Origin of the sequence: Pseudomonas sp. A6 (assembly GCF_052367875.1) — a bacterium.
Classification (GTDB): domain Bacteria; phylum Pseudomonadota; class Gammaproteobacteria; order Pseudomonadales; family Pseudomonadaceae; genus Pseudomonas; species Pseudomonas citronellolis.
The window spans coordinates 6297131-6312217 of record NZ_CP198970.1; the positions used below are offsets into that span (position 1 = coordinate 6297131).

Sequence of the window (15087 nt, forward strand, 5' to 3'; positions counted from 1 at the left end):
AATTAGGAGCCAAAACAGCATGCAAACCTGGCAGCAGATCTATACCCCGCTCGGCAGCCTCGGCCTGTCCGCGCTGGTCGCCGTGATCCCGATCGTCTTCTTCTTCCTCGCCCTCGCCGTGTTCCGCCTCAAGGGCCACGTCGCCGGCACCATCACCCTGATCCTCTCCATCGTCGTCGCCATCGCCGCCTACGGCATGCCGGTCGGCAAGGCCCTGGGCGCCGCGTTCTACGGCTTCCTCTACGGCCTCTGGCCGATCGCCTGGATCATCGTCGCGGCGGTGTTCCTGTACAAACTGACGGTGAAGAGCGGGCAGTTCGAGATCATCCGCAGCTCGGTCCTGTCGATCACCTCCGACCAACGCCTGCAGGTGCTGCTGATCGGCTTCTCCTTCGGCGCCTTCCTGGAAGGCGCGGCCGGCTTCGGCGCACCGGTGGCGATCACCGCCGCCCTGCTCGTCGGCCTGGGCTTCAACCCGCTGTACGCCGCCGGCCTGTGCCTGATCGCCAACACCGCGCCGGTGGCCTTCGGCGCCCTGGGCATCCCGATCATCGTCGCCGGCCAGGTCTCGGGCATCGACGCCTTCAAGATCGGCGCCATGGCCGGCCGCCAGTTGCCGCTGCTGTCGCTGCTGGTCCCCTTCTGGCTGGTGTTCATGATGGACGGCCTCAAGGGCGTGAAGGAAACCTGGCCGGCCGCCCTGGTCGCCGGCGGCAGCTTCGCCGTCAGCCAGTACTTCACCTCCAACTTCATCGGCCCGGAACTGCCGGACATCACCTCCGCGCTGATCAGCCTGGTGTGCCTGACGCTGTTCCTCAAGGTCTGGCAGCCGGCCCACGCCGTGGAAGTGCTCGGCGTCTCCGGTGGCGCAGCCGTCGCCGGCGGTGGCAGCGCACCGCGCGCCGAGCCCTCGCCCTACAGCACCGGCGAGATCATCAAGGCCTGGTCGCCGTTCCTGGTGCTCACCGTGCTGGTCACCATCTGGACGCTGAAGCCGTTCAAGGCCATGTTCCTGCCCGGCGGCGCGCTCTACAGCCTGGTGTTCAACTTCCCGATCCCGGGCCTGGACCAGTTGGTGTTCAAGGGCCCGCCGATCGCCGCCGCCGCCACCGCGCTGCCGGCCGTGTTCAAGTTCGACCCGCTGGCCGCCACCGGCACCGCGATCCTGATCTCCGCGATCGTCTCGATGTTCATCCTGCGCATCGCCGCGAAAACTGGTCTGACCACTTTCAAGGAAACCCTGGTTGAACTGAAGTGGCCGGTGCTGTCCATCGGCATGGTGCTGGCCTTCGCCTTCGTCACCAACTTCTCCGGCATGTCCACCACCCTGGCCCTGGTCCTGGCCGGCACCGGCGCGGCCTTCCCGTTCTTCTCGCCGTTCCTCGGCTGGCTGGGCGTGTTCCTGACCGGTTCGGACACCTCGTCCAACGCGCTGTTCGGCGCCCTGCAGGGCACCACCGCGCACCAGATCGGCGTCAACGACACCCTGCTGGTGGCCGCCAACACCACCGGTGGCGTGACCGGCAAGATGATCTCGCCGCAATCCATCGCCGTGGCCTGCGCCGCCACCGGCATGGTCGGCAAGGAATCCGACCTGTTCCGCTTCACCCTGAAGCACAGCCTGCTGTTCGCCGCGGTGATCGGCGTGATCACCCTGCTGCAGGCCTATGTCTTCACCGGCATGCTCGTTCACTAAGCTGTACCTGCCGGGCCCCAGCGCTACGGGGCCCGGCCTTCACCGTCCACCCCAACCGGTGCCCTGCCAGATGATCATTTCCGCCTCCACCGACTACCGCGCCGCGGCCCAACGCAAGATTCCGCCCTTCCTGTTCCACTACGCCGACGGCGGCGCCTACGCCGAGCACACCCTGCGCCGCAACGTGGCGGACCTGTCGGACATCGCCCTGCGCCAGCGCGTGCTGAAGAACATGTCCGAGCTGAGCCTGGAAACCAAGCTGTTCAACGAGACCCTGGCGATGCCGGTGGCCCTGGCCCCGGTCGGCCTGACCGGCATGTACGCCCGCCGCGGCGAAGTGCAGGCGGCGCGCGCCGCGGCCTCCAAGGGCGTGCCCTTCACCCTGTCGACCGTCTCGGTGTGCCCGATCGAGGAAGTGGCGCCGGCCATCGACCGGCCCATGTGGTTCCAGCTCTACGTGCTGAAGGACCGCGGCTTCATGAAGAACGCCCTGGAGCGGGCCAAGGCCGCCGGCTGCTCGACCCTGGTGTTCACCGTGGACATGCCGGTGCCCGGCGCCCGCTACCGCGACGCGCACTCCGGCATGAGCGGCCCGAACGCCCCGCTGCGGCGCATGTGGCAGGCCATGACCCACCCGCAGTGGGCGCTGGACGTGGGCCTGCTGGGCCGCCCGCACGACCTGGGCAACATCTCCAGGTACCGCGGCAACCCCACGGGCCTGGCCGACTACATCGGCTGGCTGGGCGCCAACTTCGACCCGTCGATTTCCTGGAAGGACCTGGAGTGGATCCGCGACTTCTGGGAAGGCCCGATGGTGATCAAGGGCATCCTCGACCCGGAGGACGCCAAGGACGCGGTGAAATTCGGCGCCGACGGCATCGTCGTCTCCAACCACGGCGGCCGCCAGCTCGACGGCGTGCTGTCCAGCGCCCGCGCCCTGCCGGCCATCGCCGACGCGGTGAAGGGCGATTTGACCATCCTCGCCGACTCCGGCATCCGCAACGGCCTGGACGTGGTCCGCATGATCGCCCTGGGCGCCGACAGCGTGCTGCTCGGCCGCGCCTTCCTCTACGCCCTGGCGGTGGATGGCGAGGCCGGCGTGCGCAACCTGCTGGAGCTGATCGAGAAGGAAATGCGCGTGGCCATGGTGCTCACCGGCGCCAAGTCGATCGGCGAAATCACCCGCGATTCGCTGGTGCGCGAACTCGGCGCCTGAGAGCGCCCCCTGTAGGAGCGAGCTTGCTCGCGAACCTGCCCGGCTCCGAGCCCGCCGGGTTCGCGAGCAAGCTCGCTCCTGCAAAATCAAAAGAACACCGATGGGCCGTCCAGCGGTCCACGCTCACCGATGATGACTGGAGCCGCCATGAGCCTGCCCGCCGCGTTCCTCGACACGGTAGAACACCTGATCCCCCGCGAGCGCCGCTTCGACGACCCGCTCTCGACCCTGGCCTTCGGCACCGACGCCAGCTTCTACCGGCTGATCCCCAAGCTGGTGATCCGCGTGGAGAGCGAAGACGAGGTGCGCACCCTGCTGCGCGCCGCCCACGCCCAGCAGGTGGCGGTGACCTTCCGCGCCGCCGGCACCAGCCTTTCCGGCCAGGCGGTCAGCGACTCGGTGCTGCTGGTGCTGGGCGACAACTGGAACGGCCGCGACATCCGAGGCAGCGGCGAGCGGATACGCCTGCAGCCCGGCGTCATCGGCGCCCAGGCCAACGCCTGGCTGGCGCCCTTCGGCCGCAAGATCGGCCCGGACCCGGCCTCGATCAACGCCTGCAAGATCGGCGGCATCGTCGCCAACAACGCCAGTGGCATGTGCTGCGGCACCGCGCAGAACAGCTACAACACCCTGGCCGGCCTGCGCCTGGTGCTGGCCGACGGCACCCTGCTGGACAGCGAGGACGACGCCTGCGTCGAGGCCTTCCAGGCCAGCCACGGCGAACTGCTGGAACAGTTGGCCGAACTGGGCCGGCAGACCCGCGCCAACACCGAGCTGGCAGCGAAGATCCGCCACAAGTACCGCCTGAAGAACACCACCGGCTTCTCCCTCAACGCTCTGGTGGACTACGACCAGCCGCTGGACATCCTCACCCACCTGATGGTCGGCTCCGAGGGCACCCTGGGCTTCATCAGCGCGGTGACCTACGACACCGTGCCGGACCACCCGCACAAGGCCAGCGCGCTGATCGTCTTCCCCGACGTGGAAACCTGCTGCAAGGCTGTGCCGGTGCTCAAGCAGCAGCCGGTGTCCGCCGTGGAACTGCTGGACCGCCGCAGCCTGCGCTCGGTGGAGAACATGCAGGGCATGCCGGTGTGGGTGAAGAGCCTGTCCGCCGGCGCCTGCGCGCTGCTCATCGAATCCCGCGCGGCGACGCAGACGCTACTGCACGAACAGCTCGCGCAGATCATGGCCTCCATCGCCGAATTCCCGGTGGAGAAGCAGGTCGACTTCAGCGAAGACCCGGTGGTCTACAACCAGCTCTGGCGCATCCGCAAGGACACCTTCCCGGCGGTGGGCGCGGTGCGCGAGACCGGCACCACGGTGATCATCGAAGACGTCACCTTCCCCGTCGAACAACTGGCCGAGGGCGTCAACCGCCTGATCGAGCTGTTCGACAAGCACGGCTACGACGAGGCGATCCTGTTCGGCCACGCACTGGAGGGCAACCTGCACTTCGTCTTCACCCAGGGCTTCGACTCGCCCGAGCAGGTGGCGCGCTACTCGGCCTTCATGGACGACGTGGCGCACCTGGTGGCGGTGGAATACGGCGGCTCGCTGAAGGCCGAGCACGGCACCGGGCGCAACATGGCGCCCTTCGTCGAGCTGGAATGGGGCCACGACGCCTACCAGCTGATGTGGCAGCTCAAGCGCCTGCTCGACCCGCAGGGCATCCTCAACCCCGGCGTCATCCTCACCGACGACCCGCAGCTGCACCTGAAGAACCTCAAGCCGCTGCCGGCCGCCGACGAAATCGTCGACAAGTGCATCGAGTGCGGCTTCTGCGAGCCGGTCTGCCCGTCCAAGGGCCTGACCTTGAGCCCGCGCCAGCGCATCGTCATGTGGCGCGACATTCAGGCCAAGCGCCGCAGCGGCGTCGACACCACGCAACTGGAGCGCGACTACCAATACCAGGGCATAGACACCTGCGCCGCCACCGGCCTGTGCGCCCAGCGTTGCCCGGTGAACATCAACACCGGCGAGCTGGTGAAGAAACTGCGCGGCGAGCAGGCCCGCCACGCCGGCACCGCCACCTGGCTGTCGCGCAACTTCGCCACGGCGATGAAAGGCACGCGCTTCATGCTGCATGCCGCCAACGGCGCGCGCATGGTTCTCGGCGCCCCGCGCCTGGCCAGCCTCAGCGCCTCCATCAGCCACGCCAGCAAGGGCCGCGTACCGCAGTGGACGCCGGCCATGCCGCAGCCAGTGCGCTTCAGCCTGCCGGCGGCCAGCGATATCGCCGACAAGCCACGGGTGGTCTACCTCACCGCCTGCGTGTCCCGCGCCATGGGCCCGGCGGCCGGCGACGAGGAACAGGTGCCGCTAATCGACAAGACCCGCCAGTTGCTGGAGAAAGCCGGCTACCAGGTGGTGTTCCCGGACAACGCCGACAACCTCTGCTGCGGCCAGCCGTTCGCCTCCAAGGGCTACAAGCAGCAGGCCGACGACAAGCGCGACGAACTGCTGGCCGCGCTGCTGCAGGCCAGCCGTGGCGGGCTCGACCCGATCTACTGCGACACCAGCCCCTGCACCCTGCGCCTGGTCCAGGACCTGGCCGACAGCCGGCTGCAAATCTACGACCCGGTGAAGTTCATCCGCAGCTTCCTGGTCGAACGCCTGGACTTCCAGCCGCTGGACAAGCCAGTGGCGGTGCACGTCACCTGTAGCACCCAGCACCTGGGCGAAAGCCAGGCGCTGATCGACCTGGTGCGCCGCTGCACGAACGAAGTGGTGATCCCCGAAGGCATCCACTGCTGCGGCTTCGCCGGCGACAAAGGCTTCACCACCCCGGAACTCAACGCCCACTCGCTGCGCAGCCTGAAAGACGCGGTGCAGTACTGCGAAGAAGGCATCTCCACCAGCCGCACCTGCGAAATCGGCCTGAGCGCCCACAGCGGCATCGACTACCACGGCGTGGTCTACCTGGTGGACCGCGTAACCCGCCCCCGCACAGAGGCAATGAATCGCGGATAAATCCGCTCCTACACGAACGGCCCCCTCTCCCGTCAAGGAGAGGGCTGGGAGAGGGAGCGGCGCCAACCCCGAATGCCGCAGCCTCCGAAAAACTGTAGGAGCGGACTCCGTCCGCGATCCGCCACATCCACCATTGCCCCGGCACACAGCACCCCGGCGAGCTCCCGTAGGATGGGTTGAGCGAAGCGATACCCATCGCCGCCACTAACCGGCCCTGCCGCCTTTCCGCTCTTCGTAGGAGCGAGCTTGCTCGCGAACAAACCCCGCTGCCGAGTCTGTTCGCGAGCAAGCTCGCTCCTACAGGAAACACCTCCCCTCGCCTTAACCCCACGTTAAGCGAGCCCTGCCAGCCTCTGCCGCGAAACCGCCGCTGCGGCTATCCTGCTCGGCGACACCATGCGAATGGGGGCGAAGATGAGAATCCTGCTGGCTGAAGACGACCCACTGCTGGGCGACGGCATCCGCGCCGGGCTGGGCCTGGAAGGCGACACCGTGGACTGGGTGACCGACGGCGTGGCCGCCGACCAGGCCCTGGCCACCGACGAGTTCGACCTGCTGGTGCTCGACCTCGGCCTGCCGCGGCGCGACGGCATGGAAGTCCTGCGCGGCCTGCGCAAGCGCGGCGACATGACTCCGGTGCTGATCCTCACCGCCCGCGACAAGGTCGCCGACCGCGTGGCCGGCCTGGACGCCGGCGCCGACGATTACCTGAGCAAACCCTTCGACCTCGACGAACTGCTGGCCCGCGTGCGCGCCCTCACCCGCCGCCACACCGGCCGCGCCCAGCCGCTGCTGGAACACGGCGAACTGCGCCTGGACCCGGCCACCCACCAGGTCAGCCTGGGTGGCGAGCCGGTGGAACTGGCCCCGCGCGAATACGCCCTGCTGCGCCTGCTGCTGGAACAGCGCGGCAAAGTGCTCTCGCGCACCCGCCTGGTGGAAGCCCTGTACGGCTGGGACGGCGAGCTGGAAAGCAACGCCATCGAAGTCCACGTCCACCACCTGCGGCGCAAGCTGGGCAACGAGCTGATCCGCACCGTGCGCGGCATCGGCTACGGCATCGACCGCCCGGCCAAGGACGCGCCTTGAGCGCCACGCCTGGCCGCACGCGCCGCGCCGGCTCGCTGAGCCGGCGCCTGCTGGCGCTGCTGATCGGCGGCGTGACGCTGTGCTGGCTGCTGGCCGGCACCCTCACCTACCACCTCGCCTCGCGCCAGGTGGACCGGCTCTACGACGAAGACATGATCGACTTCGGCGAGGCCGCCCTGCGCCTGGTGGACGTCGCCGGCGGCCAGGGCGAGCTGATCGCCCGCAGCCGCAAGGCCATCGAGGGCCTGCCGCTGGTCAAGCGCGAATCCGCCCTGGGCTACAGCCTCTGGTACCAGGGCCAGCCGCTGTTCGCCACGCCCGGCCTGCCCACCGGCCTGGAGGCCCTGGAGACCGGCTTCTCCGAGATCAGACACAGCGGCATCACCTGGCGCGTCCTGCAACTGAGCACCCGCGACGAAAACGCGCGCATCTGGGTAGTGGAGAACCTCCACCACCGCAGCCACACCCTGCACCTGCTGCTGCTCAGCGCCCTCTTCCCGCTGCTGCTGGCCCTGCCGCTGCTGGCCCTGCTGGTGTGGTTCGGCGTCAACAACGGCCTGGCGCCGCTGCGCAGCCTCACCGCGCAACTGCACCAGCGCAGCGCGCGCAGCCTGCAGCCGGTGGCGCTCAACCGCGCGCCGGTGGAAGTGCACAGCCTGGTCAACGAACTCAACCTGCTGCTCGAACGCCTGGGCACCGCCATGGAGGCCGAGCGCCGCCTGACCAGCGACGCCGCCCACGAAATCCGCACGCCCCTGGCCAGCCTGCGTACCCATGCCCAGGTAGCGCTGCGCTCCTCCGACCCGGCGGTGCTCGCCCACGGCCTGCAGCAGGTCAGCCGCAGCGTCGAGCGCATCGGCACGCTGATGGAACAGATCCTCCTGCTGGCACGCCTGGACAACGAGGAACTGCACGAGACCTTCACCCCCGTCGACCTCGGCCAGCTCAGCGAGGAAACCATCGCCGACCTGGCGTCCCAGGCCATCGACAAGGGCATCGAGCTGACACTGGAGAGCCAGGGCGCCGTGGTCATGGGCGTGCCGGTGTGGCTGGGCATCATGCTCGGCAACCTGGTGAGCAACGCCCTGCGCTACACCCCCGAGGGCGGCCGCGTGGAAGTGCGCCTGGGCACCGAGGATGCGAAGGTGCAGCTGTGGGTGCTGGACTCCGGCCCCGGCGTGGCCGCCGCCGAGCAGGCCGCCATCTTCACCCGCTTCTACCGCAGCCCCGGCGTCGCCTCCGGCACCGGCGGCAGCGGCCTGGGCCTGCCCATCGTCAAGCGCGTGGTGGAAATCCACCAGGGCCACATCAGCCTGCACCCCGGCCTGGACGGGCGCGGCCTGGGCGTGCGGGTGGAGCTGCCGTCCGCGCAACTTTCCTGAACCCCGGCAGCCGCGGCGCAGTCCACCGTTCAGGCCCCGCTCGCCTGGCGAGTCGCCGCCTGTGACATGTTCAGCCGTACAGGTACCGCATCATGAAAACCACCATCCTGTTCATCAGTGCCGCGCTGCTCGCGTCGCCGGTGTTCGCCGCCGACCGCTGCAGCGACAACCTGCAGAGAATCGACGAGAGCATGCAGAGCACCAACCGCAGCGACAGCGTGCAGGAGCAGGCCATGCGGCTCCAGGAAAAGGCCGCCCAGGCCCAGGAACAGGGCAATAGCCAGGCCTGCGTGGCCATGACCGAGAAGGCCCTCAAGCTGCTGAAAGCCTCGTCCAGCAGCTGAAACGACGCCCGGCGGGCGCCGCCGCGAGCGGGGAAACGCGGCGGCCTCGGGGCCGCGGCAATCGACACATGAGGAAACAACCCCTTGAGCGCGCCGGGCAATCCGCTAGAATGCCCGGCGTCATTGGGGAGTAGCCGCCCGCCCGGAACACCGGCGGGGACCACGTCAACATCCTTGGCCGGCAGGCCATGGCGTGGCCAGCGCAAAGCCTGGCAAGACCTTTGACCATGCAACCTCCGCAACGGCCGGGGAGGCGCATGGTCATGGGTACCATACCGGCCGGGAGTTCCACCGTGATGCACCGCCTCCGCCTCGAATCGCCCTCCACCCGCGAGGAGCGCGCGCCATGCTGACCTTCGTCCTCGAACTGCTCGGCATGCTGTTGCTGATCCTGATCGCCGCCGAACTCTTCACCAACGCCCTGGAACACCTGGGCGAGCGCCTGGGCATCTCCGAAGGCGTCACCGGCTCGCTGTTCGCCGCCATCGGCACCGCCCTGCCGGAAACCCTGGTGCCGCTGCTGGCGCTGGTGGCCGGCACCAGCAACGTCTCGCTCAACGAAGAAGTGGGCGTGGGCGCCATCCTCGGCGCGCCGCTGATGCTCTCCACCCTGTCCACCTGCCTGATGGCCTGCTTCGTCCTCCGCGGCCGTGGCCTGCGCGGGCGGCTGGTACCCGAGCGCAGCGGCCTGCTGCGCGACCTCAACTTCTTCCTCCTGGCCTTCTGCCTGGCCACGGTGGCGATGTTCGTGCCCTCGCAACTGCACAGCTACCGCATCGGCCTGAGCGTGTTGCTGGTGCTCACCTACGTCGGCTACATCACCCTCACCCTGCGCGCCTCCCGCGACCTGGTGGAGGACGGCCACGGCACCGCGGCGGAAAACCCCATGTGGCTGTCGCGCCTGGGCCTGCCGACCAACGCCTTCACCGTCCTCGTGCAACTGGCGCTGGGCCTGGCCCTGCTGGTGCTCGGCGCCAAGGGCTTCATCCACGGCGTGGAGGGCCTGTCCGACCTGCTCGGCATCTCCGCCCTGCTGCTCTCGCTGCTGATCATCCCCATCGCCACCGAACTGCCGGAGAAGGTCAACAGCATCCTCTGGGTGCGCCGCGGCAAGGACACCCTGGCCTTCGGCAACATCACCGGCGCCATGGTCTTCCAGGGCACCCTGCTGCCGGCCATCGGCATCCTGCTGACGCCCTGGCAGCCGCGCATCGAAGTGCTCACCGGGGTGCTGGTGACCCTTGGCGCGGCGCTCTGGCTGCGCCTCAACGCCCGCCACAACGGCATCGCCGCCTGGGTGCTGCTGGGCAATGGCGGGCTCTACGTCGCCTACCTGGCCATCACCCTCGGCCGCTGAACGCCGGCGCCGCCGTGCAAGCCACGGCGCAGCGCCTAAACTGACGGTTCCGCCAGGCGCCCGGCCGGCGCCTGCCGTCACACCGCTGCATGCAAGGAGAGGCCATGAAGATCCTGGTAGTGCTCACATCCCACGACCAACTGGGCGACACCGGCAAGAAAACCGGCTTCTGGCTGGAGGAATTCGCCGCGCCCTACTACGTGTTCAAGGACGCCGGCGCCGAGCTGACGCTCGCCTCGCCCAAGGGCGGCCAGCCGCCGCTGGACCCGAAAAGCGACGAGCCCGACGCCCAGACGCCGGCCACCGAGCGCTTCCGCAAGGACCCCGAAGCCCAGGCCGCCCTGGCCAACACGCGCAAGCTGGCCGAGGTGAACGAGGCCGACTACGACGCCGTCTTCTACCCCGGCGGCCACGGCCCCCTGTGGGACCTGGCCGAGGACCAGTACTCCATCGCCCTGATCGAATCCTTCGCCAGCGCCGGCAAGCCGGTCGCCGCCGTCTGCCACGCCCCCGGCGTGCTGCGCCATGTGAAGAACGGCGACGGCAAGCCGCTGGTCGAGGGCCGCCACGTCACCGGCTTCTCCAACAGCGAGGAAGAAGCCGTGGGCCTGACCAACGTGGTGCCCTTCCTGGTGCAGAGCGAACTCAAGGCCAAGGGCGGCCGCTACGCCAAGGCCGACGACTGGCAGAGCCACGTGGAAGTGGACCGCCTGCTGATCACCGGGCAGAACCCCGCATCGAGCGAAGCGGTGGCCGCCGCCGTGCTGAAACTCCTGGGCTGACAGGAGCTTGCAGAGCCCCCTGGTGGACTCGCCGGGGGCTTTGCCGTACACTGGCGCGTACCTTCAAAGGTTCTGGGGCCGATTAGGATTCGACGCCGGTAACAAAACTTGAGGGGCATGCCGAGTAGGTGACAGTTCTCGTAAATCCGCTGCCACAATTCATAGTTGCCAACGACGACAACTACGCTCTGGCCGCCTAAGGGCGCCAGCAGACCCTAGGGGATGCCTGTAAACCCGAAGATTAGGTCTGTCAGATAGAACAGGATCGCCGCCAAGTTCGCTGTAGACGTAACGGCTAAAACTCATACAGCTCGCTCCAAGCGCCCTGCCACTCGGGCCGCGCGGAGTTAACTCAGTAGAGATGGCTAAGCATGTAGAACCGATAGCGGAGAGCTGGCGGACGGGGGTTCAAATCCCCCCGGCTCCACCAAATGCAAGACGAGAAGCCCCTGATTTTCCTAGCGAATTTCAGGGGCTTTTTCATTTCTCGACCGGAGTGTCGAAAAAGTGTCGCGATCTCGCCCCCTGAGATCACGCCCCCCCATACCTGCTGCTATCGCCTCACCACCCCTCCGTCAAGACTTGAAATAAAAAAAGAATTGATGAACTATGCGCACGGGCATGTGGTGTAAAGGTTGCACGCTCTACTAATCATAGAGAGGTCCAGGTTCGAGTCCGGCATGCCAAAGTAATTTGAAGAGATTACTTTGGCATCTGGACTCCATAATAACGAGCTATGGTAAGCGCACTTATCAGAGCCCTTCATTACGTTGTGAAGCGCTCATACTCCTCTTCCGATAGTACGAACCCCCTAGCTCGTAAAACTACGTCTTCAAACCCCTTAATAGGTAGCGAAGCAACAGCGGTTGGCAGTGCCCCTATTGTTCCTGCTGTTCCTGCTGTTCCTGCTGTTCCTGCTGTTCCTGCTGCCGCTCCCGCAACTACCGCCGAAATCCAGAAAGTTCAGTCATACCATGAGGCTAACTTTCAACATGTCACAGAAGCATTAAAACAAACGGAAAAGCACCTAAGAAAAGTCATATCAAAAAATGACTCAACAGGCGAACTTACATTCAGCAGACTATACACAATGCTACTTGGCGTTTGGTGCGAGGCCAGGCTCCACAAGCTCTTATATGAGAAAGGCGCATTCAACGAAGACGAGAGAGAGCTTGTCTACAACAAGAAAGCACTTGATCAGCGCTGGCAGTGCGCACTAGATATAGGCATAAAAAAGAATGCCGGACTAGCGTTGAGTGCAGAAATAACTCGAACCACCGTCCCATTCTCAAAGTTTCACTATTACCAAGAAATGAGCGAGTGGATAACTGAGCACTTTGCACAAGCCATCACATTGCGAAACAAGGTCGCTCATGCCCAATGGCAGTGGCCATTCGGAAACATGCAGGATACCTGGGAGAGCAGCAACAGCTTTAAGGTTTGCGGCACATCGATAGCTTCGTTAAAGAAAGAAAACCTGCTTACCACCTCATTAAAAGTTGACTTGATTAAAGAAATATCAATCACAATCAACAACCTGTCAGTAGACGGAACCATTTACAATGCCGATAACTTCGACTCTCGATATAGAGTCGTTTCAGGCATTATCGAAAAACTGAAAACTGCTGACTATCCCGCATACAGAAGCACCATTGCAGGGACTTACAATCAAACACCATAGCTTCGCAACGGACCATAATTGATTGCCTCCTGCAAATGGTCAGGCGAAAGATGGGCATATCGCATCGTCATCGTGAGCGTCGAATGACCCAGGATTTTCTGGAGCGTGAGGATGTTCCCGCCATTCATCATGAAGTGACTGGCGAAGGTATGCCGGAGCGCGTGGCTAGCCTGCCCTTGCGGCAGCTGAATCGTGGTCCGCTCCAGGGCGCGGCGGAGGATGTGATGCAGGACGTGAACGCACCATGCATTCGCCAATGCGCCCTTACTCCGTCTGCAGGTGCTGCACGAACCGGGGCACGATCCCTTCCCTCTGCGCACTCCTGGATGTGGGTGCAGAGCGGTGGTCCACCGGACAAACCGATCGTCCTCTTCGACTACAGCGCCAGCCGCGCGCAGGACGTGCCGCTGCGTCTGCTCGATGGCTATCGCGGCTACCTGATGACCGACGACTACGCTGGCTACAACGCCGTGGCCGCGCAGGAAGGGATCGAGCGCCTGGCCTGCTGGGCGCATGCGCGGCGCAAGTTCGTCGAGGCGCAGAAGGTGCAGCCCAAGGGCAAGACCGGCCGTGCCGACATGGCGCTGAACCTGATCAACAAGCTCTACGGCATTGAGCGTGATCTGAACGAAACCAACGACACCGAACTCCTGGCCGCCCGCCAGCAACGCAGCCTGCCACTGCTCGGCCAGCTCAAGGTCTGGCTGGACAAGTCCCAGCCACAGGTCGCTGGGCAAACCGCTCTGGGCAAAGCGCTGAACTACCTGGCCAGCAACTGGAGCAGGCTCGTGCGCTATGTCGAAGGTGGGCATCTGCCCATCGACAATAACCGTGCCGAGAACGCCATCCGCCCGTTCGTCATCGGCCGCAAGAACTGGCTGTTCAGCGACACGCCCAAGGGCGCCACGGCCAGCGCGCAGATCTACAGCTTGGTCGAAACCGCCAAGGCCAACGGACAGGAGCCTTACGCCTGGCTGCGCCATATCCTCGATTGCCTGCCAGCGGCACAGAGTGTTGAGGATTACGAAGCACTGCTGCCGTGGAATTGCCCGACGGCCAGTGCATCCTGATCACACGGCCTCGTCAAAGGAAGATGGGGTTTGTGGAGCGTTTACAACGAAGCTGCTGTATGCAGCAGACCTTGAAGCAAGCCGAGCAAGACTCCAGTCGTACGCAGGCAGAAATGCGGCAACGGATGGCAGCTGAGGAAGACGCTAGAGAACAGCGACGCGCTGAGCAGCGTGCTCAATTACAAGCAGAGCAAGCCCGAGCGGAACAGGAAAAGCGCTTCAAGTCATTCCAGTGCCAGTTCTGGTGGCAGCAGCACAGCCAAAACCCTACGGAGCGAACAGCACAGAAGAAGGCTGAAGCATGTGGAGATTGATAGAAAATCCTCGCTCGCCTACATGGATTGGGCAAAGAAAGGAGAAGAGAAAATTCATTCCCTTTCAATGATAAAACCCTAAAGCTTAACTAACCTAATAGTTCTTGCCCTCCCAACTAACAGGACTCTAGGGCTTATTGGAGCAAAGTATTTTCATCTAATTTTTTTACGCGACACCTCCTTTCCACTCTCATCACGGGTAATGAGTTCGCCAGAGCATATTTCAGATAAAAACCCTCTATAGAACTCATTCATCATTGGATTATGGCAGGGCATTACTCCTGCCTTATGATCCTCGACAGCCTCACGCAAAATATCGACATGCCAACATTTCCCTAAGGATATCTCTGCTAGTTTCGTACTCCCTATTGTTCCCGAGTAAACGCCGAGCAACTTGAATTTCTTTTCCTTTTCATGCTCAAGCTTAGTCATGTCGAGCTCTAACAACGCAGAGCTATCACCAGCATTCATCGCTGCAAAAATAGCCTTATTGTGTTCATCGGCCGACTTCATCATGTCCGAATCTTCGCTCAGTACAATAGGTGCCCCGGACATACCAGCGCGGGATAACGAGTCAATCAATAATACGTGACCGCCTAGACGTACCTTTGGCTCACTAGCTATCGTCCCCTTCTTCCAAGTTGGAAGATAATATGGAGCCTCGTCCCCGAAGACGGATTTCATCTCCTCCTTGCTAAATGGATAGCCAAGAATGTATACATCCTTTGCTACAGCCTCCGTGATTTCCGTTCCAGACGCTGCAGAGTGGATATCAACGAAGTGAAAATGATCCTGCAACCCTAGCGGCAACTCATATATTGCGACATCCACTTTATAGCCAAGAGGATGTTCATACCAACATGGAGACATATCCTCAGAATAGAGTGGCAGCATCAACTCAGTTAACTTATTACTCTTGTTTATTAAGGAGACCTTCAAAATGGTAGGTGGAGGATTCGCAATTGAGCATGCGGATGGATTCGCAGGGTCTAACCCGCTCACCACGTGCCAGTTTGTCACCAGCAAAATTGCGTTCCCCACATTGAGAAAAAATCCCGTCGCATGTGAGCGGAGATAGTGTCTCCCCGTATCGGGCTGAATATAGAACGTTTGAAGGTAGCTAGTAGACTGCGAAAGCCTGTGAATCATACGAAGCCTCGGCAAATAAATTAAAATTGCAGTG

General features: G+C 64.0%; 11 protein-coding genes, 1 tRNA gene, 1 other RNA gene, 2 pseudogenes and 1 riboswitch. Of the genes and pseudogenes, 13 read left to right on the plus strand and 2 right to left on the minus strand.

Features of this window, described 5'->3' with window-relative positions:
* Nucleotides 1-19 precede the first annotated feature (19 nt).
* From ACTWJ5_RS27695 to ACTWJ5_RS27745, 11 genes are all read left to right on the plus strand, one after another.
* On the plus strand, nucleotides 20-1696 hold the full coding sequence (locus ACTWJ5_RS27695) for a lactate permease LctP family transporter (protein ID WP_074981303.1): 1677 nt from the start codon (nucleotides 20-22) through the stop codon (nucleotides 1694-1696).
* 70 nt (nucleotides 1697-1766) lie between these two features.
* The gene (gene lldD, locus ACTWJ5_RS27700; protein ID WP_074981300.1) at nucleotides 1767-2912 is read left to right on the plus strand and encodes an FMN-dependent L-lactate dehydrogenase LldD; all 1146 of its coding nucleotides are present in this window, start codon (nucleotides 1767-1769) and stop codon (nucleotides 2910-2912) included.
* Between the two features lie 147 nt (nucleotides 2913-3059).
* A complete protein-coding gene (locus tag ACTWJ5_RS27705) occupies nucleotides 3060-5885 on the plus strand; it encodes an FAD-binding and (Fe-S)-binding domain-containing protein (protein ID WP_444436941.1) in 2826 nt (941 codons plus the stop codon).
* Between the two features lie 414 nt (nucleotides 5886-6299).
* Nucleotides 6300-6974: a response regulator gene (locus ACTWJ5_RS27710; RefSeq protein WP_043268986.1), complete on the plus strand. Its 675-nt coding sequence runs from the start codon at nucleotides 6300-6302 to the stop codon at nucleotides 6972-6974.
* Nucleotides 6971-8356, plus strand: coding sequence for a sensor histidine kinase (locus ACTWJ5_RS27715; RefSeq protein ID WP_444436942.1), 1386 nt, complete (start codon nucleotides 6971-6973; stop codon nucleotides 8354-8356). The genes ACTWJ5_RS27710 and ACTWJ5_RS27715 overlap by 4 nt, the downstream gene beginning before the upstream one ends.
* Nucleotides 8357-8448: 92 nt before the next feature.
* Nucleotides 8449-8700: a hypothetical protein gene (locus ACTWJ5_RS27720; protein ID WP_253393082.1), complete on the plus strand. Its 252-nt coding sequence runs from the start codon at nucleotides 8449-8451 to the stop codon at nucleotides 8698-8700.
* Nucleotides 8701-8813: 113 nt separating this feature from the next.
* Nucleotides 8814-8983, plus strand: a riboswitch (yybP-ykoY riboswitch).
* 63 nt (nucleotides 8984-9046) lie between these two features.
* Nucleotides 9047-10057 carry a sodium:calcium antiporter gene (locus ACTWJ5_RS27725; protein ID WP_444436943.1) on the plus strand — a complete coding sequence of 337 codons (1011 nt, stop codon included), beginning with the start codon at nucleotides 9047-9049 and terminating at the stop codon, nucleotides 10055-10057.
* 104 nt (nucleotides 10058-10161) lie between these two features.
* Entirely contained in the window at nucleotides 10162-10839 is a 678-nt protein-coding gene (locus ACTWJ5_RS27730) for a type 1 glutamine amidotransferase domain-containing protein (protein WP_074981289.1), read from the plus strand.
* A gap of 74 nt (nucleotides 10840-10913) precedes the next feature.
* Nucleotides 10914-11269: a transfer-messenger RNA gene (ssrA, locus tag ACTWJ5_RS27735) on the plus strand.
* Between the two features lie 187 nt (nucleotides 11270-11456).
* Nucleotides 11457-11525: transfer RNA gene (locus ACTWJ5_RS27740), tRNA-Ile, on the plus strand.
* A gap of 86 nt (nucleotides 11526-11611) precedes the next feature.
* Nucleotides 11612-12520 carry a hypothetical protein gene (locus ACTWJ5_RS27745; protein WP_444436944.1) on the plus strand — a complete coding sequence of 303 codons (909 nt, stop codon included), beginning with the start codon at nucleotides 11612-11614 and terminating at the stop codon, nucleotides 12518-12520.
* On the opposite strand, the pseudogene ACTWJ5_RS27750 reads toward ACTWJ5_RS27745, so the two are convergent.
* Nucleotides 12508-12809 (minus strand): annotated as a pseudogene (locus ACTWJ5_RS27750) (tyrosine-type recombinase/integrase); the annotation flags it as partial. The gene ACTWJ5_RS27745 and the pseudogene ACTWJ5_RS27750 sit on opposite strands and share 13 nt — an antisense overlap.
* Here ACTWJ5_RS27750 and tnpC point away from each other — a divergent pair.
* Together tnpC and ACTWJ5_RS27760 are read left to right on the plus strand one after the other, a co-directional pair.
* A pseudogene (tnpC, locus tag ACTWJ5_RS27755) lies at nucleotides 12791-13590 on the plus strand (IS66 family transposase); the annotation flags it as partial. The pseudogenes ACTWJ5_RS27750 and tnpC overlap by 19 nt on opposite strands.
* Before the next feature lie 59 nt (nucleotides 13591-13649).
* Nucleotides 13650-13904 carry a hypothetical protein gene (locus ACTWJ5_RS27760; RefSeq protein ID WP_444436945.1) on the plus strand — a complete coding sequence of 85 codons (255 nt, stop codon included), beginning with the start codon at nucleotides 13650-13652 and terminating at the stop codon, nucleotides 13902-13904.
* 153 nt (nucleotides 13905-14057) lie between these two features.
* On the opposite strand, the gene ACTWJ5_RS27765 is transcribed toward ACTWJ5_RS27760, so the two are convergent.
* On the minus strand, nucleotides 14058-14924 hold the full coding sequence (locus ACTWJ5_RS27765; RefSeq protein ID WP_444436946.1) for a hypothetical protein: 867 nt from the start codon (nucleotides 14922-14924) through the stop codon (nucleotides 14058-14060).
* Nucleotides 14925-15087: the final 163 nt, after the last annotated feature.